The 24,421-nt window shown below is 44.9% G+C and carries 20 protein-coding genes, 1 pseudogene and 1 riboswitch; of the genes and pseudogenes, 3 read left to right on the top strand and 18 right to left on the bottom strand.

What is annotated here, in order from left to right:
- Nucleotides 1-10: 10 nt before the first annotated feature.
- The 15 genes from mraY to AB5150_RS08960 all read right to left on the bottom strand — a co-directional run bounded on the left by mraY (nt 11) and on the right by AB5150_RS08960 (nt 19,193).
- Nucleotides 11-970, bottom strand: coding sequence for a phospho-N-acetylmuramoyl-pentapeptide-transferase (gene mraY / locus AB5150_RS09030; RefSeq protein ID WP_022217211.1), 960 nt, complete (start codon nt 968-970; stop codon nt 11-13).
- Between the two features lie 70 nt (nt 971-1,040).
- Complete coding sequence (locus AB5150_RS09025) at nt 1,041-2,786, bottom strand: penicillin-binding protein 2 (RefSeq protein ID WP_161171779.1); 1,746 nt, start codon at nt 2,784-2,786, stop codon at nt 1,041-1,043.
- 189 nt (nt 2,787-2,975) lie between these two features.
- Nucleotides 2,976-5,273, bottom strand: coding sequence for a penicillin-binding protein 2 (locus tag AB5150_RS09020; protein ID WP_022217209.1), 2,298 nt, complete (start codon nt 5,271-5,273; stop codon nt 2,976-2,978).
- A 37-nt stretch (nt 5,274-5,310) separates the two neighbouring features.
- Nucleotides 5,311-5,886: a hypothetical protein gene (locus tag AB5150_RS09015; RefSeq protein ID WP_015533169.1), complete on the bottom strand. Its 576-nt coding sequence runs from the start codon at nt 5,884-5,886 to the stop codon at nt 5,311-5,313.
- A 27-nt stretch (nt 5,887-5,913) separates the two neighbouring features.
- Complete coding sequence (gene rsmH / locus AB5150_RS09010) at nt 5,914-6,849, bottom strand: 16S rRNA (cytosine(1402)-N(4))-methyltransferase RsmH (protein ID WP_161171695.1); 936 nt, start codon at nt 6,847-6,849, stop codon at nt 5,914-5,916.
- A 19-nt stretch (nt 6,850-6,868) separates the two neighbouring features.
- Entirely contained in the window at nt 6,869-7,321 is a 453-nt protein-coding gene (mraZ, locus tag AB5150_RS09005) for a division/cell wall cluster transcriptional repressor MraZ (protein WP_015533171.1), read from the bottom strand.
- A gap of 337 nt (nt 7,322-7,658) precedes the next feature.
- Nucleotides 7,659-8,750 carry a prolipoprotein diacylglyceryl transferase gene (gene lgt, locus AB5150_RS09000; RefSeq protein ID WP_022217208.1) on the bottom strand — a complete coding sequence of 364 codons (1,092 nt, stop codon included), beginning with the start codon at nt 8,748-8,750 and terminating at the stop codon, nt 7,659-7,661.
- Nucleotides 8,751-8,774: 24 nt separating this feature from the next.
- Nucleotides 8,775-9,872 (bottom strand): redox-regulated ATPase YchF, encoded by a 1,098-nt coding sequence (gene ychF / locus AB5150_RS08995; protein ID WP_349092960.1) that lies wholly within the window; start codon nt 9,870-9,872, stop codon nt 8,775-8,777.
- A 257-nt stretch (nt 9,873-10,129) separates the two neighbouring features.
- Nucleotides 10,130-13,345 (bottom strand): response regulator, encoded by a 3,216-nt coding sequence (locus tag AB5150_RS08990; RefSeq protein WP_349818461.1) that lies wholly within the window; start codon nt 13,343-13,345, stop codon nt 10,130-10,132.
- Between the two features lie 170 nt (nt 13,346-13,515).
- Nucleotides 13,516-13,618, bottom strand: a riboswitch (cyclic di-GMP riboswitch).
- 89 nt (nt 13,619-13,707) lie between these two features.
- Complete coding sequence (locus AB5150_RS08985; RefSeq protein WP_349818460.1) at nt 13,708-15,057, bottom strand: MATE family efflux transporter; 1,350 nt, start codon at nt 15,055-15,057, stop codon at nt 13,708-13,710.
- Nucleotides 15,054-15,503: a MarR family winged helix-turn-helix transcriptional regulator gene (locus AB5150_RS08980; protein WP_015533176.1), complete on the bottom strand. Its 450-nt coding sequence runs from the start codon at nt 15,501-15,503 to the stop codon at nt 15,054-15,056. The genes AB5150_RS08985 and AB5150_RS08980 overlap by 4 nt, the downstream gene beginning before the upstream one ends.
- Before the next feature lie 209 nt (nt 15,504-15,712).
- A complete protein-coding gene (locus AB5150_RS08975) occupies nt 15,713-16,147 on the bottom strand; it encodes a hypothetical protein (RefSeq protein WP_368291713.1) in 435 nt (144 codons plus the stop codon).
- Nucleotides 16,148-16,235: 88 nt separating this feature from the next.
- Nucleotides 16,236-16,808: a chromate transporter gene (locus AB5150_RS08970; protein WP_015533178.1), complete on the bottom strand. Its 573-nt coding sequence runs from the start codon at nt 16,806-16,808 to the stop codon at nt 16,236-16,238.
- Nucleotides 16,808-17,446, bottom strand: a complete 639-nt coding sequence (locus AB5150_RS08965; RefSeq protein WP_368291712.1) for a chromate transporter — start codon at nt 17,444-17,446, stop codon at nt 16,808-16,810. Before AB5150_RS08965 ends, AB5150_RS08970 begins: the two co-directional genes overlap by 1 nt.
- 91 nt (nt 17,447-17,537) lie before the next feature.
- Nucleotides 17,538-19,193 carry an oligosaccharide flippase family protein gene (locus tag AB5150_RS08960; protein ID WP_368291711.1) on the bottom strand — a complete coding sequence of 552 codons (1,656 nt, stop codon included), beginning with the start codon at nt 19,191-19,193 and terminating at the stop codon, nt 17,538-17,540.
- Nucleotides 19,194-19,362: 169 nt separating this feature from the next.
- Between AB5150_RS08960 and AB5150_RS08955 the strand changes: the two genes are divergently transcribed.
- Nucleotides 19,363-19,548, top strand: coding sequence for a DUF4250 domain-containing protein (locus AB5150_RS08955; protein ID WP_015533181.1), 186 nt, complete (start codon nt 19,363-19,365; stop codon nt 19,546-19,548).
- A gap of 70 nt (nt 19,549-19,618) precedes the next feature.
- Here AB5150_RS08955 and AB5150_RS08950 read toward each other — a convergent pair whose 3' ends face one another.
- Complete coding sequence (locus tag AB5150_RS08950; protein ID WP_349818458.1) at nt 19,619-21,268, bottom strand: AI-2E family transporter; 1,650 nt, start codon at nt 21,266-21,268, stop codon at nt 19,619-19,621.
- Between the two features lie 264 nt (nt 21,269-21,532).
- Here AB5150_RS08950 and AB5150_RS08945 point away from each other — a divergent pair, with 264 nt between their 5' ends.
- Both AB5150_RS08945 and AB5150_RS08940 read left to right on the top strand, forming a co-directional pair.
- Nucleotides 21,533-21,979 carry an NfeD family protein gene (locus tag AB5150_RS08945; RefSeq protein WP_015533182.1) on the top strand — a complete coding sequence of 149 codons (447 nt, stop codon included), beginning with the start codon at nt 21,533-21,535 and terminating at the stop codon, nt 21,977-21,979.
- Nucleotides 21,980-22,032: 53 nt separating this feature from the next.
- Nucleotides 22,033-22,989, top strand: coding sequence for an SPFH domain-containing protein (locus AB5150_RS08940; protein WP_022217199.1), 957 nt, complete (start codon nt 22,033-22,035; stop codon nt 22,987-22,989).
- A gap of 323 nt (nt 22,990-23,312) precedes the next feature.
- Here the strand turns inward: AB5150_RS08940 and AB5150_RS08935 are convergent, their stop codons facing one another.
- Together AB5150_RS08935 and AB5150_RS08930 are read right to left on the bottom strand one after the other, a co-directional pair.
- Nucleotides 23,313-23,951 (bottom strand): sugar O-acetyltransferase, encoded by a 639-nt coding sequence (locus tag AB5150_RS08935; RefSeq protein WP_118757592.1) that lies wholly within the window; start codon nt 23,949-23,951, stop codon nt 23,313-23,315.
- Between the two features lie 225 nt (nt 23,952-24,176).
- Nucleotides 24,177-24,421, bottom strand: a pseudogene (locus AB5150_RS08930) (hydratase); the annotation flags it as partial.

The following is a 24,421-nucleotide window of genomic DNA, read 5'->3' as shown; positions in this document are numbered from 1 at the left end:
CCTTTCTACATTACAGAGCCAGTAAACCTACCACACAGAGGACTGCAGTCACTATAGAAAATATAGCAACGACCTTTGACTCAGGCCATCCCCCGAGCTCAAAATGATGATGTATAGGTGCCATTCTGAACACTCTCTTGCCTGTAAGCTTGAATGAAACAACCTGTATTATAACTGATAATACTTCAATGAAGTATATGAAAGCTATTATAACTATGAATATAGGCATCTTGAGCATATACGCTGTTGATGCAACAAATCCACCGAGTGCCAGAGAACCTGTATCTCCCATGAATACCTTTGCAGGGTACACATTGTACACAAGGAAGCCAAGAAGACATCCAACCGCTGCGCAGGCAACCGGAGCAACACCTGAGTCTGTTCCCACTGCTACAACCGCAAAGAATGTGGCTATGAGAACCGTGACTGATGACGCAAGTCCGTCAAGTCCATCTGTGAAGTTCGCACCATTAACTGTTCCAAGCACGATGAAGAACAACAGTATCACATAGAGTGTGCTGTTGAGCTGAACCGTCTTGCCAAGGAATGGTATTATAAGCTCATTGTTGATATCTGAATACTTCTCTACATAATATGCAAATACTCCCGTAACGACAATCTGTCCGAGCATCTTCTGCCATGCGTGAAGTCCCATTGATCTCTTCATAACAACTTTGATGTAATCATCGATAAATCCGATAAGTCCAAATCCAAGTGTCACAAAAAGCACCGGAAGGACATCCGGATATTTCTTCATATAGATAAGCGTCGTGATCGTAAGTGACAGAAGGATTATAAGTCCACCCATGGTTGGTGTTCCGGCCTTCTTCAAATGTGCCTGTGGGCCGTCATCCCTGACAAACTGACCGAACTTGAGCTTCTTCAGGAACGGTATAACTATAGGGCACAGCACCACGCTGATACAGAATGCTATCACTACCGGTAAAACAATCTTTAAATCTAAATTCATTTTGTACTCCTTACCTGCCCGCACACCGCGGACTATGTATTTCTTAAACTGTTTTCAGACTGAGATAAATTTAATACTCATTTGTGGCTTTGTCAATTCCCAAATAGGGAAGAATATTTAAAAAAATATCTCTCACAACAGGGGCCGCTATGGTTCCTCCATAATATGTGCCCTCGGGCTCATCTATTAGCACGACCGTCAGGACTTGAGGATCATCCGCCGGCGCAAATCCTATAAAAGAAGATATGTATCTGCCTGTTCCTCTGGGAAGTTTCTCACTCGTGGCGGTCTTTCCGCCTATCCTGCAGCCCTCTATGGCACACTTTGATCCGCCGCCCTCGGCAACGACTGCCTCAAGCATCTCCCGCATCTTCTGTGATGTCTCCTCATCTATAACCTGTCTCTGCTCGTCAAATTCAATGGCTGTAATAGTTTCTTTACTGCTGTCTATTATCCTTTTCCCCAAATGTGGAGTTACCGTATGCCCTCCATTCACAACCGTGCACACTGCAGATATGAACTGTATCGGAGTCACCTGGAATGACTGTCCAAACGACATGGTGGCAAGCTCTACCGGCCCTACATTTTCCTTCTTATGCATGATGGAGTTTGCCTCTCCGGGAAGGTCTATTCCGCTCTGACTGAACAATCCCAGCTTGTGATAATACTCGTACATGCCATCCACACCTGTTCTCTCTCCTATCTCCATAAACGCCGGATTGCAGGAATTCATGAGCGCCTCCTTAAGGCTCTGGCTTCCATGGCCTGTGGTCTTGCTACACCTTATCCTTCTGTCCTCAACTATCTTATATCCCGGGCAGAAAAAGTTTGAGTTGCTGTCGACCGCTCCCTTCTCGAGTGCTGCCGTCAGTGTTATTATCTTGGCGGTTGATCCCGGCTCATATGTGTCGCTTATCAGATAATTTCTCCACATATTGTTCAGCTCATCCATATTGCCGGCTGTAGGCAGCAACATGGATGTCCCGGATGCGCTGTTATTCCTCTCTGCATCTTCCCCTGTGTCTGTCTCTTCATCGTTCTCTGGCTTAACCAGTTTGAACGGTTCGTTCAGGTTGTATTCCGGCACATCCACCATGGCATATATCTCGCCATTTTGGGGATTGATCGTTATTGCACACACCCTATTTGCTTTTTTCTCGATCAGGACTTTCTCTGCAGCCTGTGTCACATATCTCTGTATATTGAGATCCAGTGTTGTCACGAGATCATTTCCGGGAATGGGCTCTGTCCTGGTTTCTGAATATTCCGCAAGCTCTATTCCCCTTGCATCCGTGACCGCATTTATGCTTCCATTTGTCCCTGTGAGCACACTGTCATATGTCACCTCAAGGCCCAGTATTCCCTGATTGTCAGCACCGGTGAAGCCTATAACCTTCGATGCAAGGGTATCATATGGATAGCTGCGCTTGTAATCCTCGTCCACCTTGATCCCCGGAACAGCAGCCGCCTTGATCTTTTTTCCGGTCTCCTTGTCTACATTTGACGCTATGAGCTCCCTTGAGGATACCTTCTCCACCTTCTTCCTGATGTCTGCCGGATCCTTATCCAGATATCTTGTAAGAAGCTCTGTGACCTCCGCCTCATCCTCTATCTGGCTGTGTATCACGGATATTGAACACACCGCCTTGTTGTCCGCTATGATATTGCCATTTCTGTCGTATATCCTTCCCCTGGGAGCTTTTATGCTTCTCTCCCTCTCATGCAGGGAATCTGCTTTCTCACTATAATATTCTCCCCTGTAGAGCATTATGTATGCAAGACGGCCAACTATAACTACCAGCGCTAGGGCCGCCATAACGAACACAAACTTTATCCTCCGCCTGTTATAACTGTATACCTTCAACTCTTGATCCCGGACTTTTTTATTATCATATTAGCCGGATGCCTCATGTATTCGCCTATTCGTGTACAAATCTATCTCTGCATTAAAAAAGCACCGGAGGTGTATCTGCACCTTCGATGCTTTGGTTTACTGTGTAAATTATCATTCGCCGGAATAGTCCTCGTCACCGCTCCACGTATCCGTGCCGTCGCCTGTTCCGCTGTCATCCTCCCATGTATCGTCCGCCGTATAACTGTCGTCTGCCGTATCGTCATACGACGTGTCATCCGCCGATGTGTCGTCGGTCGATGTATCTTCCGCTGATGTATCTTCCGCTGATGTGTCCTCAGCAGCCGCATCCTCTGTTGCCGCCTCTGTATCTGCAGTCTCTGTATCCGTGTCAAATGCTGATGAGAGCGGCTCCTCCGTTCCGTCATAAGCCACATCATCTCCGTTTGTTGAGTATACATTCAGGTATGGAAGGAGATCCTGCATAACCTGATTGAACAGCTTTGCTCCTGCTCCTGATCCTGACTGATCCTCAACATGAGGCTCATCAACTACAACGTAAAGCATTATCTGAGGATTCTCAACAGGGGTAAATCCTATGAATGACAGTACGTATTTTCCATTTCCTCGAGGAAGCTTCTCGGCTGTACCTGTCTTACCACCGATGGTGTAGCCCTCTATTCCAGCCGCATATCCTGTACCTTCCTCAACAACCGCCTGGAGGTATGTCTTCATGTAATCCGACACTTCCTTGGATATGGTCTTTCTGACAAGCACCGGATCCATATTCTCAACCACATTTCCGTCTGAATCCAGAAGTCTCTTGACAACATGTGGCACATAATAATTTCCGCCGTTTATTACAGAACAGAATCCCGCTGCCATCTGGATCATAGATGTTGTAACACCCTGTCCAAATGAAGATGTCGCAAGCTCTGTAGGATTAAGATTCTCCACATCGTACTTAATACCTGTCGTCTCACCTTCGAGATCTATTCCTGTCTTGGAACCAATGTTAAATATCATCTGATATTTGTCAAATGTCTCTGGTCCCTCCTTGTCCGCTATCTGCATCAACGCATCATTACATGAAACAGCCAGAGCTCTCTTGACGTCAACCATTCCGTGTCCTGCTCTGTAACTACAGTAAATAGGGCTCTCTCCCTCGACTACGACCTGTGAACCATCACAGAGAAATTCATCTCCGTCTGAGATCACTCCATCCTCCATGGCTCCCGCTATGGTAAATGCCTTGTATGTTGAACCCGGCTCAAACACATCACTTATACAGTAATTCTGCCATACATAGTTGAGTGCCTCATATAACTGGTCTGATGTAAATCCATCTATCGTGCTCTGGAACTCTTCATCCGACATCTTTGAGAAATCGTATTCCACTTCCTCAGTCTTTACATTCTTCTGTTCGGTGGTCGCTTCTGTGGATGATTCTGTGGTAGTGCCATCCTCGCTGCTCTCCGTTGTTGCTGTTGTATTTTTCTTTGCACTCTCAACGCTTATCAGGCTGTCCGCATTCTCATCTGCACCCTCGATCTCAACCTCCTGGGTGACGGTGACTGTCATGTTCCTGAGCGCCTGTGTGTTCATCGGGTCATTTGGATCGTAGGTACGTGAGCTTGCCATTCCAAGTATCTCGCCATTGTTTGGATCCATTGCTATGATACCTATCTGCTTAGCACCTGTATTCTGCATATACTCAGTGATGTTGTCCTCTATGATCTTCTGTATATTCATATCTATGGTGGATACTACTGTCTCACCATTCTGGGCTGCCACAGTCTCCGAGTCAACGCCGCCTGAGCCCGACATATATCTGTAAGTCTTGCCATCCACACCGTTTAAGTAGTCATTATAATAGCCCTCAATACCACCCTGTCCAACATTTCCGCTGGCGGTGTATCCGAGCAGGTGACACGCCAGAGATCCATTTGGGTAATTTCTCTTATACACCGTCTCGAATCTCACACCTATGACATCTGCGCCCTCATCGGTCTTACAGTAATCCTCAAATGCCTTAACCTTTGTATATGGAAGATCCTTGAGGACTACCTCATAATAAGAATCCTCATTTGCAATGTGCTTGTCAAAATCGTCTCCTGACACATCGAAATACTCCAGCACCGCAGCTCTTGTTGCCGCCTTTCCCTTCTCCGTGATCAGAATATTCACAGGCTCAAGTATCAGGCTGTAGGTCTTCTCACTGTTTGCAAGGACATTTCCATTTCTGTCCAGTATCTCGCCTCTCTCATACGGAATATCCGTGGAATTGTAGTCCATCTGCAGAACCACCGCCTCCGAATACTCCTTTCCATTTGCCACGTTGATGTACACAACTCTTATGGTGAGTGCCACCAGAACTCCCACCACCAGCAAATATGCGATCTTGGTCTTTCTTCTCATCCCTTTTAAAAATAGCTTTGATCTCTTTGACATTTTATCTTTCCACCTTAAAAATTAAATATCCCTAAGACTACTTGGCCTTAGGGACATCCTTGTACTGTACTACGTAATCATCATTATTCTGTGAATAGTATAATGTTTGTCCCGGCTGTGAGTATACCATGCCGAGCTTAGTAGTTGCAATATTATATATCTCATCCAGATCTGTCATGGAATCAAGTCCTGCGCTGTAGCTTGCATTCTCGTCAAGCTGTGTTGCCACCTGGCTCTTCAGCGTTGCCACTGACTCCTTCTGTGACTTGACATCTGATGTAAGTTTCAGAAGATAACAGCACAGCGCCACCGCAACGATTATCGCAGCAACCATGCCCGCCGTATATCTTATTTGTGCATTTGTAACTGCCTTTCTCTGTGCCTTTCTGGCTGCAAGCTCTCGTCTCTCTCTGTCAGTCAGATGAGATGATCCCTGTTTCTTTCTTCGCGCCGGCTGTGGAGCTCTCTCAGGTCTCACTGAAGGCTGTGGTCTTCTCGCCGGAGCGGCTGAGCCTCTGACTACAGCTTCGCGGGATCTGTTACGTCCAGCCCGGTCATCATAATTCAGTTGTCTTGCAGAACTACCCTCTGTGTAGTATCTTCTATCTGCCATCTATATCGCCTCTTTCATTTATATCTGTCAAATTGCCTCAAACACTCTGAGCTTTGAGCTCTTTGATCTGGAATTCTCCTCAAGCTCCCTTTCTCCCGGTATGATCGGTTTTCTCGTTATCACCTTGCCGAGAGGCTTTCTTCCGCATGTGCACACCGGAAAGTTCGGTGGACAAATGCATGGATTTTCATTTTTCCTGAATGCTAGCTTCACTATCCGGTCCTCAAGGGAATGAAATGTGATGATACACAATCTTCCTCCCGGATTCAGGCTTGCTATCATGCCGTCTATTGAATCCCTGAGCACATCAAGCTCTCTGTTAAGCTCTATCCTGATCGCCTGAAATGTCTGCTTGGACGGATGTCCCTGTCCATTCCTTGCCTTTGCCGGTATGGAGCCACGGATTATATCGTTGAGCTCTTCGGTGGTCTCTATCACCTTGTTCTCACGGTACTTGCAAATGTGGTATGCAATACTCTTTGCATATCTCTCCTCTCCGTAATCCTTAAGTATACGGAACAGCTCAGACTCGGAATAATCATTGACTATATCCTTTGCAGTCTTTGTCTGCCTGTTGTCCATCCTCATATCCAGTGGAGCATCAACCCGATATGTGAATCCTCTATCCGCATTATCGAGTTGATATGAAGACACTCCCAGATCAAGGAGTATCCCGTCCACCTTCTGTATGTTCAGTTCATCCAATATTCTTCTGAAATTCTGGTAATTATCCCTGACTATGGTCACCTTATCCCCATACGGCTCAAGTCTCTTCGACGCTGCAGCTATGGCATCCTCATCCTGGTCGATACCTATAAGCCTGCCGCCCTCACCAAGCCTCTTCACAATCTGCTCTGAGTGTCCGGCTCCCCCTAATGTGCCATCCACATAGATGCCATCCGGCTTGATATTCAGGTTGTCGATGGTCTCCTCAAGCAAGACCGACTTGTGCGCAAATTCCATAATCAATTACCATTCTCTTCTAAAAACTAAAATCAAGTGCATCAAGCTCATCTGCAAGCTCGTCCATGCTGGCCTGATTATCACTCATGTTCTCAGGGCCATCCCACTCTTCCTTGCTCCAGATCTCCGCTTTCTCACCGTTACCGATGACATACACATCCTTGTCTATATGAGCATATTCTCTCTGCTTCGGAGATAGAAGTATTCTTCCCTGTGCATCCGGCTCACACTTGACCGCTCCGGCAAGGAAACCTCTCTTGAAGGCTCTGGCCGTTCTGTTGGTCATAGGAAGCTTGTTCAGCTTCTCAACGAACTCCTCCCACTCTGTCATTCCATATACATAGAGACAGCAGTCGATTCCTTTGGTTACCATGAATGACTCCCCGAGTTCCGAACGAAGTTTTAATGGCATGATCAGTCTTCCTTTTGCATCAAGCTTATGTTCATATTCACCTGATAAGCATCTGGACATCCCGATCTCCTCCTTTCGTATAACTCCGGTTCAATCACCACTTTCCACCACTTAGTTGCACAGTAATGCCACTTGTAACCACTATTCTATACTATAGCCCCCCAAATTGCAACCCTGTTATATGAAAAAAGTGTGTGCAAATACGCAAAAAAGCCTGTAGATCTAACAGTTTTCACTGTCAAACCTACAGGCTTTTTGTGGTGGGGACAAATCCCAGTTTTTTCCCATTTCGTGGGGGATATCTCCACCTTGTGGGTATTTATCTGTATTGTCTCCCTGTTATATTATTTTTATTGCCACTTTTTCTGCGCTGAAATGCTATTTTGTGGCATCTTTGTCATCTTTCTTTTTTTTCTCCAGCGTCATCTGATCCACCACTGGTCTCCACTTCTGTACCGGCAGCGTCTGCTTCACCACTGGTCTCCACTTCTGTATCCGCAGGATCACATTCGCCACTAATCTTCACTTCTGTGCCAGCGGCGTCTCCCATAACTGCAGCAGGCCAGCCACGCTTGGCACATCTTACATAATTTATGACAAGCAGTACCACGGCAGTTACAAAGCATACAAGTGCAAGCACCTGGGATACCTTGATCCCTGTATTGCCGATCATCAGGGAATCACTTCTGAGACCTTCGACGATAAATCTTCCGAGTCCGTATCCTCCCACATATATGAGAGCGAACTCTCCTTTGAATTTCTTGTGCTTTCTATATATAAATAAGAACACAAGCAGCATAAGATTCCATAAGGACTCATACAGGAATGTCGGATGGACCGTTATGCAATCCATGCCGTCTATATTCACCACATTGTCCAGCATCTTCTGTGTGATGACCCCGGTTCTCTCCAAATAGTCAAGATTGCCATCAGATCTGTAGTAATCAAGCGGAATCGCCATGGCCATCTTACTGTTCGTATATGCGCCAAATGCTTCTCTGTTGAAGAAGTTTCCAAATCTTCCAAGTATCTGTCCGATCAGTATTCCAAAAGTGGCTGTATCCGCCATGAGTACAAAGCTGACTTTTCTCACCTTGCAGAATATTACCGCCGTGATGACTCCCGCTATGATTCCACCATATATGGCAAGTCCGCCGCCTCTGATATTCAGCATGGCTTTGAGTGTAGCTCCCACATCGCCCTGCACTATATACTGGTCAAGTCTGAACAGGATATAGTAGAGTCTTGCTCCAAGTATGGCCGGGATGATAAGTATAAGTATGAAATCCAGATACATTTCAGGATTCTGTTTTGTTCTCTTTGCCTCGTTGGTGACAAGTACATATGCCAGCAGGAATCCTATCATGATAATGATCCCGTAGAACCTCACCTCAAAGCTTCCTATATTGATATGGTCACCTATGTTTCTGAGGGTTATCCCAAGATTCGGAAAGAATATGCTTCTAAAATATTCTGATATCTGAGACATATCGTTACATCCTCCTAGATTCATTTACACGTTGAACTTGAAGAGAATAACATCTCCATCCTCAACCACATATTCCTTGCCTTCCTGTCTTACAAGGCCCTTCTCCTTGGCCGCAAGCATGCTTCCGCAGTCCATGAGATCCTTGTAGCTGACAACCTCCGCCTTGATAAATCCTCTCTCAAAGTCTGAGTGAATCTTGCCAGCTGCTCCAGGTGCCTTCGTTCCCTTCTTGATGGTCCATGCCCTTGACTCTGTCTCTCCGGCTGTCAGATAACTGATAAGACCAAGAAGTGAGTAGCTTGCCTTGATAAGCTTGTCAAGACCAGACTCTTTAACTCCAAGATCCTCGAGAAACATCTTCTTCTCCTCATCATCAAGCTCTGCCAGCTCCTGTTCTATCTGTGCACATACTACAAATACCTCTGCATCGAAGTCCTTTGCGTATTCCTTTACCTTCTGCACGTTCTCATTTGAAGCGCCATCGTCCGCAATGTCTTCCTCGCCTACATTTGCGGCAAATATTACAGGCTTCCATGTGAGAAGGTTATATTCCTCTATCCACGCCTGCTCGTCCTCATCTGTGACCTCTATGGTCTTTGCAAGCTTACCATCCTCAAGGTGAGCCTTGATCCTCTGCTGGAAGTCAAGCTCCTTCGCAAGCATCTTGTCATTTCTTGCACCTCTGATGGTCTTGGCGATCCTTCTGTCGAGCACCTCTATATCTGAGAATATCAGCTCCAGATTGATGGTCTCTATATCTCTGATCGGGTCTACGGAACCGTCAACGTGGATGACATTTGTATCCTCAAAGCATCTTACAACGTGAACGATGGCATCAACCTCTCTGATGTTCGCAAGGAACTGGTTTCCAAGTCCTTCTCCCTTTGATGCGCCCTTTACAAGACCCGCGATATCTACAAATTCTATAACAGCAGGTGTTGTCTTGGCTGAGTTGTACATCTCTGTGAGCTTGTCCAGCCTCTCATCCGGCACTGCAACGATTCCTACGTTTGGATCTATTGTACAGAACGGATAGTTAGCTGATTCCGCTCCTGCCTTTGTAAGTGAATTGAAAAGTGTACTTTTTCCCACGTTTGGGAGTCCTACGATACCTAATTTCATTTTTTCTATTTTCCTTTCTTAAAGCCTTGATTTTGCTTGATATTCTGACTTTGCCGATTATATGGTGTACCATTTAGTGTATCATCTGTTTTCAGGGCGCAAAAAGCCCCAATAGCACGGTAATTGTACTACACCCGTGGCTTAATTTCAATGTTTATAATTATTATCGGAATCCCATAACTATTTTTTACCCAGTGCCTCCTTCAAAACTACAACAGCCAGCCGGGGGTGAACCCCCGGCTGGCTGCTACATTTTATCAGTTCAGATATTTCTCCATCACTGTGTTCAATTTTTCAAAATCAAGCGGTTTCGCTATGTGTTCATCCATCCCCGTGTTCTTTGCAAGCTGCACATCCTCAGCAAATGCATTTGCGGTCATGGCTATGATAGGAATCTGGCCTCTTCTTCCAGGCAGTGCTCTTATAGCGGCGGTGGCCTCATACCCATTCATGACCGGCATCTGAACATCCATAAACACTATGTCATACCAGTTCTCGGAGGCATTCTCTATCCTCTCCACAGCCTCCCTGCCATTCTCAACGATCTCCACACTGGCTCCCGTCATTCCTATGATCTCCGATGCGATCTCACTGTTCAGATCATTGTCCTCCACAAGAAGGACTCTCCTGTCCGAATAATCAGATCTTCTGATATTCTTCAGGTAATCCCTGGCGGAACCATCCGTTTTCTCATTCACTATGCGAACCAGTGTTGCCGTAAGACGTGAACGGAACAACGGCTTGGCAATAAATGCATCCACACCTGCTGCCCTTGCCTCATCCTCTATCTCACTATAATCATATGAAGTGAGCACTATGATGGTCACATCCCTGCCAATACGCTCTCTTATACGTCTCGTTGCCTCAATGCCATCCATCTTTGGCATCTTCCAGTCCATAATGATCGCAAAGTAATCATCATTTCTCTCATGCCTTGCATATGCTCTGGCGACAGCCTCCTCACCCGAGGTTACCCACTCTCCGGCAATTCCTATCTCACCCAGAGTCTGAGCCGTACTCTCACAGCATAACTCATCATCATCCACCACCAGCACAGGCAGATCTGCCAGCTCCTTTATCTGGTCGATCTCCCTCTCCTTAAGCCTTAGAAATATGGTGACTGTGATCTTCGTGCCCCTGTTCAGGACACTGTCAACCTGAATATTGCCATTCATCATGTTTACTATATTCTGTGTGATCGCCATTCCAAGACCTGTGCCCTGGATCTTCGTAGTCCTGTTATCATCAGCACGGGTAAATGGCTGGAACATGATCTTCTGGAAATCCTCATCCATGCCAATGCCATCATCCTCTATGCTGAACACATAGCATCCAAGCTCCGACTGGCCGTTTGGCCGCTCCTCGATGGAGAATACTATATGGCCTCCATCCGGGGTATATTTGACAGAGTTGCTCATAAGGTTCATAAACACCTGCTGTATCCTCAGTGTGTCGACATATACGTCCTCATGCTCGATGTTTTTTATATTCACCTCAAGGCTGTGATGGTGCTCATCCATCTCTGATTTCGCCATGGAGATGAGATTGTCCACAAGCTCTGAGAGATTAAACTCCTCCTCGGCCAGGGATATTCTCCCGCTCTCTATACGTGCCATATCGAGGACTTCATTGACCAATCCCAACAAATGTCTGCTGGCTCTGGTTGTCTTGTCCAGGCATTCAAGCACCTTATCCGGACGATCTATGTTGGCTCCCGCAATAGCCGTCAGGCCAACTATCGCATTCATAGGTGTTCTTATGTCATGCGACATATTCGTGAGGAATTCGGTCTTCGCTCTGTTCGCCCTCTCCGCGGCCTGATACGCGTCCTTAAGAGCCTTGCGTCCCTTAATTTCCTGCTTCTTCTCCTGAGTTATATCCATGGATGCCCACAGCACTCTGGTAAGTACACCTTTCTTCCACTCGATAGGCACAAATGACGCACTCCTGTAGCATTCCTCTTCCATATTGCAATACTCAAACTTATACACATCCGATGCCTTTGTGAGGTTATTTCTCAGATTCTCAGGCTTCAGCAGATCTGTCAGTGAATCAGCAGGAGGCAGTGTCTTATATCTGCTCTCTACACGTCTTATCAGATCACTATAACGTCCCTCTGGCGGATAATCCGATTTTATATTTATCATGAAATATTCATATGTATCATTTTCCAGATCGCATATAGCGAAATGATCCACCAGTCTTGTGACACTCTGGAGGAGATGCCCCATAGCTTCATTGTCTGCAGACATCTGCCTGTGTATCTCAGCCTCCCGTTTTGCCGCGGTGATATCCCTCAGGAATATGATCGCATACTGCGATTGCTCACGATCTCCACGGAGAATGTCATTCCTCGTCCAGTGCTTCTCACCATGTATAGTGATGCCACATTCCAGACTCAGCTCCCCGTCACACTCACCAAGCCTTCTGGCTATATATCTTCTGTCGTAGAACCTGGCAACCTCATGCCTGAACTCCTCGCACACGTAATTGTCTATAAATGCCGATATAAGTTCATCCCATGTATCGCTGCTCTCAAAGATGGTCATAAGCGACGGCTCAACCTTCATGGAGTCAAATGTATTCTCCTCAAGATTCACGTAATACTCACACAGATTGGTCTTCGTAAAGGCATTGTGGAAAGCAGCTGCCCTCTTCTGCTGCATCTCCAGATTCTTCTCCACGTTAATATTGATAAATGTACCTGTTATCCTGCGGGCTGTGCCATCTGTACGCCTTATCACCTCTGCCTTTGCACGGAACCACTGATAATCTCCATCCAGCATCCGCAGCCTGTACTCCACATCGTATTTATATGCATTTGTCTTATCAGTGACCACAGCCTTCAGGCTGTCCAATACCCTGTCCTTATCGGCCGGATGAAGCAGTCTTGTCCATGAAGATATGTCATTCGGGAAATCTATGATGTCGTGATATCCCAGCATAGTTCTGAACGCATGGCTCCAATATACTTCCTGCAGATCTCCAGTCTCATCAAAATCAAAGTACCACATACCTGACTTCATTGCGCCATTGATGAGAGTCACATTCTCATGCTCCCAATCAAGCCTTGCGGACATTATCCATACAGGCGTTCCATCCCTGTCCACGGAATCCTCCTTGAATATCCTGACAGTCACCGGGGTTCCGTCACTTGTCAGCATCTCCCCCTCTCCAAGTCCTCTAATCTGGCGTAAATGATCTGCGTCCAGAAAACTTGTATTCTCTCCATAGAACACAGACCTGAGTGATCCTCCTGTACATCGCTGGAATTCCTCATAGCTGTAACCAAGGTTATACAGCATGAAATCACTGACCGACAGTATCGTCAGTTCGTCATCATAATAGCCGATGATCGTTCCAACGGCATTGTTGTTATTTATCGTTCTCTGTATTGTCCGCGAAGCCTCTTCTCCGATCATGGATGCATTACCCAGGCCCCCAGCCTCACCATACACTCTCTCATCATTCATTCTAACTACACGCTTTCCTCTCTGATAACATGATAAATACATTTCAGTTAACACATCTTAAGCGCTCGGATCACACAAAAAGCGACTGTCAAAGAATACACTCCGACAGTCGCTTTTAATAAATATAATTATACTCCTCATTGTACATACTAGTTCCAACAGGGAAATTATACTGCAACCGGCTGTCATAGTCCGAAACAGTTCTCTGTTTTCAGACCTTAGACCCATATGGCTTTGTGTCACCGCTTTTCAACGGGTTTACTAAATATTTATTTTTCAAATTCTTTACATATAGATTACAATTCTCTGATTAAAGTATTATAATCATTTGTTTTATTTGTCAAGCATTTATTTAATTATTTTCATGTCTTTTCCGTTTTCCACTTCTTTGACATAACGATGTAGAATATGACGTTGAGCACGATGCCGACACATGTGGCTATAGGTGCTGCAAGTCCAATATTCGTAAGGCTTGCATCCGGCTGGATACTCATGTAATACGCCAGTGGAAGTCTCACAAGCAGAGTCTGTATAAGTCCCTGGATCATGACCCACAGCGACTTCTCATGCCCATTGAAATATCCTATCATACTGAACAGCACCGCCGTGACTATAGTCTCAGGCGCAAATCCCCTCAGATACTCGAAGCCCCTCTGGATAACAGACGCATCGGTGGTGAAAATTGATGTCAGTTTGTCACCAAAGAACCACACACCAATGAATACCACCACGCCTACAGATAGTCCTATGCCCATACCGGTAAGCATCGCTTTTCTCGCTCTGTCCTCTTTTCCAGCTCCGACATTCTGCGATACAAATGAAGCCATAGACTGCATAAGCGAACTTGGTACCAGCATGGCAAAGCTGACTATCTTGCAGGCAACTCCATATCCGGATGATGCCTCCAAGCCAAGTCTGTTGATAAATGCACACAGCGCTAGAAATGACATCTGCGTGAGAAATTCCTGCATCGCCAGCGGAAGCCCAACTGAGAGCAATCTTCTGCACTGTCTGTTTAATCTGAAATCTTTTCTTGATATCTTAAATGGAAGCTCTCTCTTCTTCAGCAGCACAAGCGCAAGGACAACACTGACCGCCTGGGCAACCACTGTTGCTATGGCTGCACCCGCAGCATCCAGATGACATCCCGCAACCAGTATAAGGTCACCGACAACATTTACTATACATGCCACAAACACAAATATAAGAGGTGATTTGCTGTCTCCAAAACCTCTGAATATCGCGGTGAGCACATTGTAGGCCATAATGAAAAATATTCCGCCTCCGCATATCCTCACATACGACGATGTAAGAGTGACCGCCTCAGCCGGTGCCTGCATCAACACTGACAAAGGTCTTGCAAACGTCACCATGACAACTGCCAGCACCACCGCAAGTATTGCAAATATGGTCGTGGCACCTCCGAGAAGCTCTCCTATCTGATCCGTGTTCTTCTCGCCTATATATCTGGCAATAAGCACTGTGACACCCATAGCAAGTGCTATTATCACAAATGTAACCAGATTGAGCACCTGGCTGCCTGTAGATACGGCTGAAAGTCCCGCCGTCGAACCGAATCTTCCAACCACCAGCAGATCAACCGCACCATATGCAGCCTGAAGTATCAGTGCTCCAAGAATCGGTCCCATGAATGGGAGCATTTTTCTAATTATACTTCCTTGTGTAAAATCTGTTTTATCCTGTACACTCATCTTATGTCTTGACTCCTTTTGCTCATAACATCATAAATTTTTTCAATGGTCGCTATCATAATATCTGCATCTTCATCTGTGATATCGGTAAGAGACTCCCCCAGTCCTGTGAAATACTCATCAACATATTTGCCAACCAGATCTCTGCCAGCCTGAGTGCTCCTGATATACACAAAACGTCCATCCGCCTCTGAAGCCTTCTTTTCCACAAATCCCAAGCGTTCCATATCCTTTATCGTCTTTGTCACGCCCGGTCTTGGGAGCCCCAGCTCATCACTTATATCACTGACCTTTACATCAGTCTCAGACCTCTCAAATCTCGTTATCACATCAAGATAATGTATATGAGTCGGTGTGACTCCATTTGGCAGCTTTGGCATCATATCTCTGACTCTCTTAGCTTGATAGCAGGCATCCATCACCTGTTTTATCTTTTCCTTTGTCATAGCATTCCTTCCTGTAAATTTATCAAATATTATTTTATTGTTATTTCGTATAATTACTTTAGGTAATTATCATCGGTAAGTATATTCACATTTTCTCTTTTTGTCAAGGGATAGGATATATAAACTATTCATATGCCTGCGTAAGCCATTAGCCACCATGCATAAAAAATGCTCCACCTGATTCTCTCACAGATGAAGCATTTAATTATTCAATCCTTTTTACTAACTACCTTTACTATCCCTATAACCGATTCGATCAATACCACCACCACAAATGGTATTCCCGCAAGCGTAATAGCAAACATCATATATTCGATTCCATTCAGCAGATGCTCCCATCCTCCTGTAGCCTGCGGCACTATCCACATTTCATTGATAACCAGAGCACCGATCAGGAATCCCAGTATCAATCCACTGATCATCCACGCCGCACAGATTATGGCGACATCTTTCAGCCGCACAATCTGATTATCGTATATCCATTTTCTGAATATAATATACAGAATTACGCATATCAGGGGTACAGCAAATACAACGACCAGATTATAACTATCGTTATATGTTTCTTCCATGTAATCAGACAGCGTCATCATGCCCCAGCATATGAACTGTACTACCAGACATATCAATATTTTCTTCTTCATATGCAAACTCCCCACCACATCTACTTTTTACATACTATAATAAAGTTCTTCACATTACAATTTAATTAAAATTATAATATGCTTTTACTCAGATCAGATATCTGCCAGCAAGCCCCACGATCACCTGCATCCCGCCGGAAAGCAGCATCACCCACACAGGATTCAATTTGAATTTTCTAAGCAGAACAACACTTACCGCAAATATCACCACGAGATTCCACTTAGTTCCAGCGATACTTATCATGTCAATCCCAGACCAGACCGCCGTGACAAATATCGAAACACCCGCTGATGCGATCATCGCCACAACCGCAGGTCTTATTCCTCCGAGCAGTTCCTGAAGGATGTCCTGTTTGCGGTATTTCAGATAAAGTCTTACTATGACTGTGACTATGATACATGAAGGAAGTATACATCCGAGCGTGGCAACCACCGCGCCGACATATCCAGCCACCCGGAGTCCCACAAATGTCGCCGAATTGACCGCTATAGGGCCTGGAGTCATCTGGGATATAGTGATCAAATCCGTGAACTCTGACATGGTCATCCACCCATGTATCTTCACTATCTGTCCCTGTATAAGCGGCATGGCGGCATAACCTCCGCCGAAACTGAAGAGTCCTATCTGGAAGAAACTTAGAAACAACTGCAAATAGATCATTATTCCATCCCCCCTTTGTCGGGATGGTTTTCAGGATTTCCGTCAGAAGTATCCTCTGTCTTTTTATGCCCATGCCCTCTTCTTTTCTCCAGCTGTCCTCTGCAAACGCCGACAAGTCCACAGACAATTACTATGAACACGACATTTATCTCCAATATGTAGGATGCAACAAATGCAGCTATCATGAATAATATCCCCAGATCATCCTTCTGCTTTACTATGTCTGCTCCCATATCATATGTCACTGATGCAATGACCGCAGCTACACCGGCCTGCATTCCCTCCAGCATCTCACTGATCACCCAGTTAGTCCTGAACGCGCTGTAACAGTAAGATATGATGGATATGATGACAAATGGCGGTATGATCGTTCCGATTATGGCCACCAGTGCCCCTGCCATGCCGCACAGTTTATAGCCCACCGCTATCGCTCCATTTACTGCGATCGGTCCCGGTGACGACTGGGCTATGGCCACAAGATCAAGCATTTCGTCCTGCTCTATCCAGTGGTTTTCATCCACAAACTTTTTCTTCATAAGAGATACGATGACGTATCCTCCCCCGAAGGTAAAGGCGCTCAGATATAATGTTGTTATGAATATCTTCAGAAGAGTCTTACTCTTTTTTCCTCTTTCCATAATATACCTTTCTCGTGAAAACGTTTTCACGCTCCAGGTACAAGTATATGCCTATTCGAGAAATTTGGGAAACATTTTGTTTACAAACATTTTATTTTATCAGTCTGAACTTCTTCGCAAACCTCACAATAAGACCTCCCTTAGGCATATTGAGAAGTTCCTCCTCCGTATATCCTCCGGCTTTGAGTATAGCCACCGCATAGAATATGATCGCCACAAATACTGCAACAAACATCGCGATCACCCAGTTGCCGAGAAGCTTCCTGCAGCCCTCATATACAATGATCGTAACAACACCCATGAAGATAGATGCTATAGTAGGTGCAACGTATATTCGCCTGTTGTCCATCTTGCCGGTCTTGTACTTTGTGAGCGAACGCTGGTTGAATATACATATGAGCAGTGAGTTCACTATCGAACCAAATACCAGTGCATAAAGTGCCCAGTCTGTGCAGTACAGCATAACAACAAGAACCACCACATGTATCACCAGTGCAAGGGTGGCATTGATAACCGGTGCCATCACCTTACCCATGGCCTGAAGCACACTGTTGGTTACAGTTGACTGTGCAAAGAACACTATGGATATGAATCCAAGATACATACATTTGGCTGCCATCGGATCCGCACCTGAGAACAGGAGCTGTATTATAGGCTTAGCCAGGACTCCCATTCCAACCGCACACGGTATGGTGACCAGCATGGACATGCTGAGCGCCTGATTCAGGAGTTTATTGGTTTTCTGCATGTCATTTCTTGCATACGCACCGGATATTCCCGGAATATATGCAATTCCAACTGAAGCTGCTATGGCAAGCGGAAGGTTCGTGAGAACTGTATACTGTCCTGAGTAAATTCCATACAGCTTTGCCATCTCCAGGGAATCCATGCCCTTCATCTTCATGACCACATAGAATACCTTCATGTCTATAGGTGTGAGCACGTTATACACCACTGCTGCCACCACGATAGGTGTGACTGTGGCAATGATTATTCTGAATAACTTTCCATAGGATTCGGTGTCTGGACTTGTATCGTTCTTCACAGACTCCATGATACCCTTTCTTCTTCTCGCATAAGCGAACAGTATGAATATCAATCCTCCAAGGACTCCGGCACCTGTACCCATGGCACTTCCGGCAGAACCATACTTTGCATGCTCGGTTGTTCCAGCGGCAAATGGCTTTGCAAGCATATACGCAGCGACGATACTGACTACTGCATTTGCAAGCTGCTCTATGATCTGTGATATAGATGTAGGCACCATCGTGTTGTATGCCTGCAGATATCCTCTGAATATTGCAAGAAAGCCCGATATAAATATAGTAGGGGCAAGTATCTTAAGACTTAAGACTGCATTTGGCTGGTCACTTACAAACCATTTGGCTCCAAAGTACGTGATCAGTGCCGCCACAGCACCCGCTATGACTACATATATAAATGTACAGTAGTATATACGTCTGGCACTCTTGTACTGTCCCATAGCTATCTTACCGGCAACAAGCTTCGACACTGCTGTAGGAATACTGTATGTGGCGATCATTATGACCATGGCGTATATTGCATACGCTGAACCATAATATCCATTTCCCTCATCTCCAAGTATCTGATACAGAGGTGATCTGTACAGAAGGCCGATGATCCTCGACACGATTCCGGCTCCCGCCAGGATTCCTGCCTGAAGCGCCAGATTACTTCCCTTTCCTGATAGCTTTCCTTTCTTTGCCGTACCGGTATTTGTACTCATATCTAACTCCTTATTGCCATTTCTAAATCACTGTTGTAAAATTCAATTTGTATCTTTGATATATATCACAAACTATATATATACCAATTTTATGCAGTTAATTCAACCATAATATTTATAAACACGATGCATATTATGACCCAATATACCACAAGGAGGAACTTTAACAATGGAATACTCTTCACTTCCAAAGGATCCTATGGTGCTTCTCAGCTTCATCAACACGAAGCTCAGAGATGACTATCCAAGTCTTGACGAGCTCTGCAGCTCACTATGTGTAAATGCAGATGATATCAAGAGTAAGCTCGCATCCATCGACTATTCATACGATGCAGAAAAGAACAGATTTGTGTAAAAGCAAATCTGTTCTTTTCTCTTTTGTCAGACAGGGACAGCATCTGCTTTCCCCGTGCTGATATTATGTTTTATTTATCCTGATTCCCGGAAATTTTTTTATCACTCTCCGGTTTTGCCTGACCATTTCCAACTTCTTCAGCGTCATCTTTGCTGTCAGCTTCCTTATCAGGCTCTGCATCACTTCCTACTATATTATTTGCAAGCTTTTCAGCGTCCGCCCTGCTGGCCACGCTCTTCATAACATGCATGAATTTATCAAATATACTGATAGGATCATCATCCGAATCATCGTCATCCTGAGACTGATCATCTGCATGCGCAGTGCCAGACTTCACATATTCATCATCTGGAAGATCTGATGGGTACTGAAGCATATGCTGCTTCTGCTTGAGCTTCCTTTTGTTCTCACGCTCCGCAAGCTTCTGCTCCGGCGTCTTCTTCTTGAACCTTACATCCTCTTCTTCCTCAGTTATATATATCGGCTCTCCCGTCTCCTCATCTATCCTGCGAATCTTCTCATACTCGGATGTCTTGAACGCAAGATTCTTCTCCTGCAGCTTTGCAGTGCATGTCCTGTTGATGTACATGTAACAGCAGGCAAATACAGGAACTCCGAGAAGCATTCCAAAGAATCCGAACAAACCGCCGCCAACTATGACCGCTGTGAGCACCCAGAAGCTTGAAAGTCCTGTGGTATCTCCGATGATCTTCGGTCCGAGGATATTTCCATCAAACTGCTGCAGTACAAGTATAACAATGAGCAGCACAAGACTCTTTATAGGATCTGCAATGAGCACGATGAAGAAACATGGCACAGCTCCTATGATAGGTCCGAAGAACGGTATGACATTTGTCACTCCAACGATAACACTTATCAGAACCGCATATGGCAGATTGAGTATCGTTGATACTATGAACATGATCATTCCTATAATAAGTGAATCAAGTATCTTTCCGTTTATAAACTGACCAAATATCCTGTTCATCTCTGAAAGTCCGTCAAGGATAGTATTTGCATTCTTCACCTTGAATACCGCATATATTATCTTCTTTCCCCTTGAAGCAAGATATTCCTTGTTTGCCATCACATATATCGAAGCAACAATGCCTATAAGGAAATTGTACAGGAACTTAAGTCCTGAGAACACTCCACTTCCTATGTTCACCACGATCTTGTCCACATTTGGCATGATCTTGGTATTCAGCATATCCTGAACCTTGAGATATGCATTGTTCATATACTTGTTGATCTGATCCTCAGGTATATTGAGCTTCTGGAACTTCTCATTTATATTCTCCACCATCGTCTGAAGGTTGGAATAATAGGTATCCATGTTGCCCACAAGCTGCTTGATACTGTCGTAGAGCTGAGGAACCACCAGCCACACTATTCCGGTTATGATTCCAAGGAACACTATGGTAGTTAAAATAACCGACAAAGTTCTCGAAACCTTGAACAATTTTTTCTTATCCGATATGACTCTCTCCTGGAATATCGTATGAAATAATCTGTCGAAAAAAACAAGTATCGGGTTCATGAGAAACGCAATGACTGCGCCCACTATGATCGGTGCAAATGCACTCGATATCTTGTCAAGTATCGCACGAAATCCCGACCATTGCTCCAGTATCTTATTAAAAAGGAGTCCGACAACGATTATTCCTATGACCGCCAGACTTATGTTGAGAATTCTTTTCTTCTTATTATTAACAGCCAACTTCTTCTCTCCCATTCTTTAGCATGTGTTTATTATATTAGTTTTTCCAAACCTGTTCAATACAGCTTACGCAAAATTAACCATACATTTATCACTTAATCTCATAAATTTTATAATTCGTGCATATAATGCACTTTAGGGGATAGTATGTTCAGAAAATTTATGTTGTTTACCCTACTGTTTTTTAGTAAAATGAGAACTAGCCAAGGGCAAATGCGAAAAGTATCGCATACCAGGATTTCCTAAACGAGGGAGGTGTTCTATATGAATTGGGAGATTGCAACCTGGCTTATCATATTTGCCGTATGTCTCATTGCTGAGATCATATCGCTTGGACTTACAACCATCTGGGCATGTGGAGGAGCCCTGGTGGCAATGATCATCGCTTTTTTCAGCGGATCGCTGCCACTACAGATCGTTGCATTTCTTGTTGTCACCACTATTCTTTTCTTCACGACAAGACCGATTGCCAAGAAGCATCTTGACAACCAACTGGTGAAGACAAACGTAGAAAGTCTTATCGGCAAACACGTTATCGTATCTGCTGACATAGACAATCTCAAGTCCACCGGTCAGGTCTTGATCAACGGAGTTGAGTGGACAGCAAGATCCAAACATGGCGATACCATTGAAACCGGAACCGAGGTCGTGATCGACGAGATATCCGGAGTCAAAGCAATCGTAGAAAAGGCAGGAAAGCCGGCAATATAAAGCTAAGGGCTTATCAGCTTAAGACACACACATTTTTAATTAAGGAGATTATTATGGACGGAGCAGGAATTTCACTTATTATCATTTTATGTCTGATCGTAATCGTTATTATTTGCAGTACGATCAAGATCGTGCCACAGGCACACGCTTATGTAATTGAGAGACTTGGAACATATCAGGCAACATGGTCTGTTGGACTTCACATGAAGATGCCTGTTATCGATAAGGTAGCCAAGAAGGTTACACTCAAGGAGCAGGTTGTTGACTTCGCTCCACAGCCGGTTATCACAAAGGATAACGTAACAATGAGGATCGACACAGTCGTATTCTTCCAGATCACAGATCCTAAGCTTTTCAGCTACGGAGTTGAGAATCCTATCATGGCCATCGAGAACCTGACAGCTACCACACTTCGTAACATCATCGGTGATCTCGAGCTTGACCAGACACTTACATCAAGAGAGACCATCAACACCAAGATGAGAGCAACACTTGACGAGGCTACTGATCCTTGGGGAATCAAGGTCAACAGAGTAGAGCTCAAGAACATCATCCCTCCTGCAGCTATTCAGGATGCCATGGAGAAGCAGATGAAGGCAGAGCGTGAGAGACGTGAGCAGATCCTCCGTGCTGAAGGTGAGAAGAAGTCAGCCATCCTCATCGCAGAAGGTAACAAGCAGTCAGTCATCCTTGAGGCCGAGGCTGAGAAGGCTTCTCAGATTCTCCGTGCTGAGGCTAAGAAGGAAGCAACTATCAAGGAAGCCGAAGGTCAGGCACAGGCTATCCTCGCTGTACAGCAGGCAAATGCAGATGGTATCAGAGCACTGAATGAGTCAATGCCTACAAATCAGGTCATCACTCTCAAGAGCCTGGAAGCATTTACAAAGGCTGCAGACGGCAAGGCTACCAAGATCATCATCCCATCAGAGATACAGGGAATCGCAGGTCTCACCTCTTCTATTGTAGAGGTTGCCAAGAGCACTGAAGCTGCTGCCATATCAAAGCAGTAACATATCAGACTATTACAAATAAATAAGACAGATATTAAAAGACGTGCATGAAAGTTCTTTTTGAAGAATCTTTCGTGCACGTCTTTGTAATTACTATTTGTATTTTTCTGTCATCATGATCACTGCGGAAGTTCTATCCACACAGATTTGATATTCTCTCCTGACTCAACATCATTCAACTGATATACGATCTGCACCTTTCCAGTCCTGCCCTTTTCTACCGATACGATCATATAGCTGTTCACCATAGACATTGGAGCCAGCGAGCCCTCGCAGTTTCCACCTTCTGTATGTACCCTCCATCCTCAACTGAATATACCCCATCAGTCATTCTTGCTCACATTGTTATACTGGAAGAAATCAATCCTGTGATCCTTGAAATAATATTTTGCATCACGCTCATTCACTTCCCTGAGTACCTTACACGGATTACCCACAGCTACAACATTCGATGGGATATCTGTGGCAACCATACTTCCAGCTCCTATGACGGTGTTATCACCTATAGTTACCCCCGGAAGTATCGTAACTCCTGCACCTATCCAGCAGTTCTTGCCTATTGTTATAGGTGCATTGTACTGATATCCCTGTTTTCTGAGATCTGCGTCTATCGGATGTCCCGCCGTAGCCAGTGTGACATTCGGACCAAACATTGTATAGTCTCCAACATATATGTGCGTGTCATCCACCATTGTCAGGTTGAAGTTGGCATATATGTTATTTCCAAAATGCACAAACTTTCCGCCCCAGTTTGCATGGAGTGGTGGCTCTATATAGCAGTTGTCTCCTATCTCCTCAAACATCTCCTTGAGCATCTGCTGACGCTTGACCATCTCTGTTGGTCTGGTCATATTGAAGTCATATAATCTGTCCAGACACTTTATCTGCTCTCTGGCGATATCCTCATCGCCCGGAAGATAAAGCTCACATGTGTGCATCTTTTCCAGCTCTGATTTTCCCATTGTAAATACCTCCTGTATTTTATTTTTGTCTTCATAAACCCGCCATGTTGTAAATCCTTTTCTTTTTGACATCGTGGATTATCACATCATGATCACACTGGCTATATGAAAGCAACAGGCACCACCAAGCCGCACTAAAGCGCCCATGATGATGCCTGTTATATCGTCGTATATACATTATATTCAAATGTACATACATGGCGCACTCGGCACCATATATATCATTTAGTTGTACTTGTAGTAATTGATGAGGCAGCCATCTGTTATGATCTGTCTCTCATCGTCTGTGAGTTCTCCAAGTCTCAGCTCTATCTCAGCAAAATCCTTGTTCACAACATATGCCTTGATGACCTCTGTCTTGTTCTTCACCGCATCCTTGATTCCCGGGATGAATACATAGTCGTCATTGTCAAAGTCGAAATCCTTGTCGATCACAAATGGAAGCATACCCCAGTTGATAAGGTTTGATC

It is taken from the genome of Coprococcus sp. RTP21281st1_F1_RTP21281_210402 (assembly GCF_040915325.1).
GTDB lineage: Bacteria > Bacillota > Clostridia > Lachnospirales > Lachnospiraceae > Coprococcus > Coprococcus aceti.
Note: the sequence above shows the minus strand (reverse complement) of the source record. Positions and strands in the feature narration are given on the sequence as shown.

What these genes read in the sequence shown, in the direction of transcription:
- mraY (WP_022217211.1), bottom strand. Translation starts at nt 970, where the DNA reads ATGAATTTAGATTTAAAGATTGTTTTACCGGTAGTGATAGCATTCTGT.
- AB5150_RS09025 (WP_161171779.1), bottom strand. Translation starts at nt 2,786, where the DNA reads ATGGCGGCCCTAGCGCTGGTAGTTATAGTTGGCCGTCTTGCATACATA.
- AB5150_RS09020 (WP_022217209.1), bottom strand. Translation starts at nt 5,273, where the DNA reads ATGTCAAAGAGATCAAAGCTATTTTTAAAAGGGATGAGAAGAAAGACC.
- AB5150_RS09015 (WP_015533169.1), bottom strand. Translation starts at nt 5,886, where the DNA reads ATGGCAGATAGAAGATACTACACAGAGGGTAGTTCTGCAAGACAACTG.
- rsmH (WP_161171695.1), bottom strand. Translation starts at nt 6,849, where the DNA reads ATGGAATTTGCGCACAAGTCGGTCTTGCTTGAGGAGACCATCGACAAC.
- mraZ (WP_015533171.1), bottom strand. Translation starts at nt 7,321, where the DNA reads ATGTCCAGATGCTTATCAGGTGAATATGAACATAAGCTTGATGCAAAA.
- lgt (WP_022217208.1), bottom strand. Translation starts at nt 8,750, where the DNA reads ATGTCTCAGATATCAGAATATTTTAGAAGCATATTCTTTCCGAATCTT.
- ychF (WP_349092960.1), bottom strand. Translation starts at nt 9,872, where the DNA reads ATGAAATTAGGTATCGTAGGACTCCCAAACGTGGGAAAAAGTACACTT.
- AB5150_RS08990 (WP_349818461.1), bottom strand. Translation starts at nt 13,345, where the DNA reads ATGAATGATGAGAGAGTGTATGGTGAGGCTGGGGGCCTGGGTAATGCA.
- AB5150_RS08985 (WP_349818460.1), bottom strand. Translation starts at nt 15,057, where the DNA reads ATGAGTGTACAGGATAAAACAGATTTTACACAAGGAAGTATAATTAGA.
- AB5150_RS08980 (WP_015533176.1), bottom strand. Translation starts at nt 15,503, where the DNA reads ATGACAAAGGAAAAGATAAAACAGGTGATGGATGCCTGCTATCAAGCT.
- AB5150_RS08975 (WP_368291713.1), bottom strand. Translation starts at nt 16,147, where the DNA reads ATGAAGAAGAAAATATTGATATGTCTGGTAGTACAGTTCATATGCTGG.
- AB5150_RS08970 (WP_015533178.1), bottom strand. Translation starts at nt 16,808, where the DNA reads ATGATCTATTTGCAGTTGTTTCTAAGTTTCTTCCAGATAGGACTCTTC.
- AB5150_RS08965 (WP_368291712.1), bottom strand. Translation starts at nt 17,446, where the DNA reads ATGGAAAGAGGAAAAAAGAGTAAGACTCTTCTGAAGATATTCATAACA.
- AB5150_RS08960 (WP_368291711.1), bottom strand. Translation starts at nt 19,193, where the DNA reads ATGAGTACAAATACCGGTACGGCAAAGAAAGGAAAGCTATCAGGAAAG.
- AB5150_RS08955 (WP_015533181.1), top strand. Translation starts at nt 19,363, where the DNA reads ATGGAATACTCTTCACTTCCAAAGGATCCTATGGTGCTTCTCAGCTTC.
- AB5150_RS08945 (WP_015533182.1), top strand. Translation starts at nt 21,533, where the DNA reads ATGAATTGGGAGATTGCAACCTGGCTTATCATATTTGCCGTATGTCTC.
- AB5150_RS08940 (WP_022217199.1), top strand. Translation starts at nt 22,033, where the DNA reads ATGGACGGAGCAGGAATTTCACTTATTATCATTTTATGTCTGATCGTA.
- AB5150_RS08935 (WP_118757592.1), bottom strand. Translation starts at nt 23,951, where the DNA reads ATGGGAAAATCAGAGCTGGAAAAGATGCACACATGTGAGCTTTATCTT.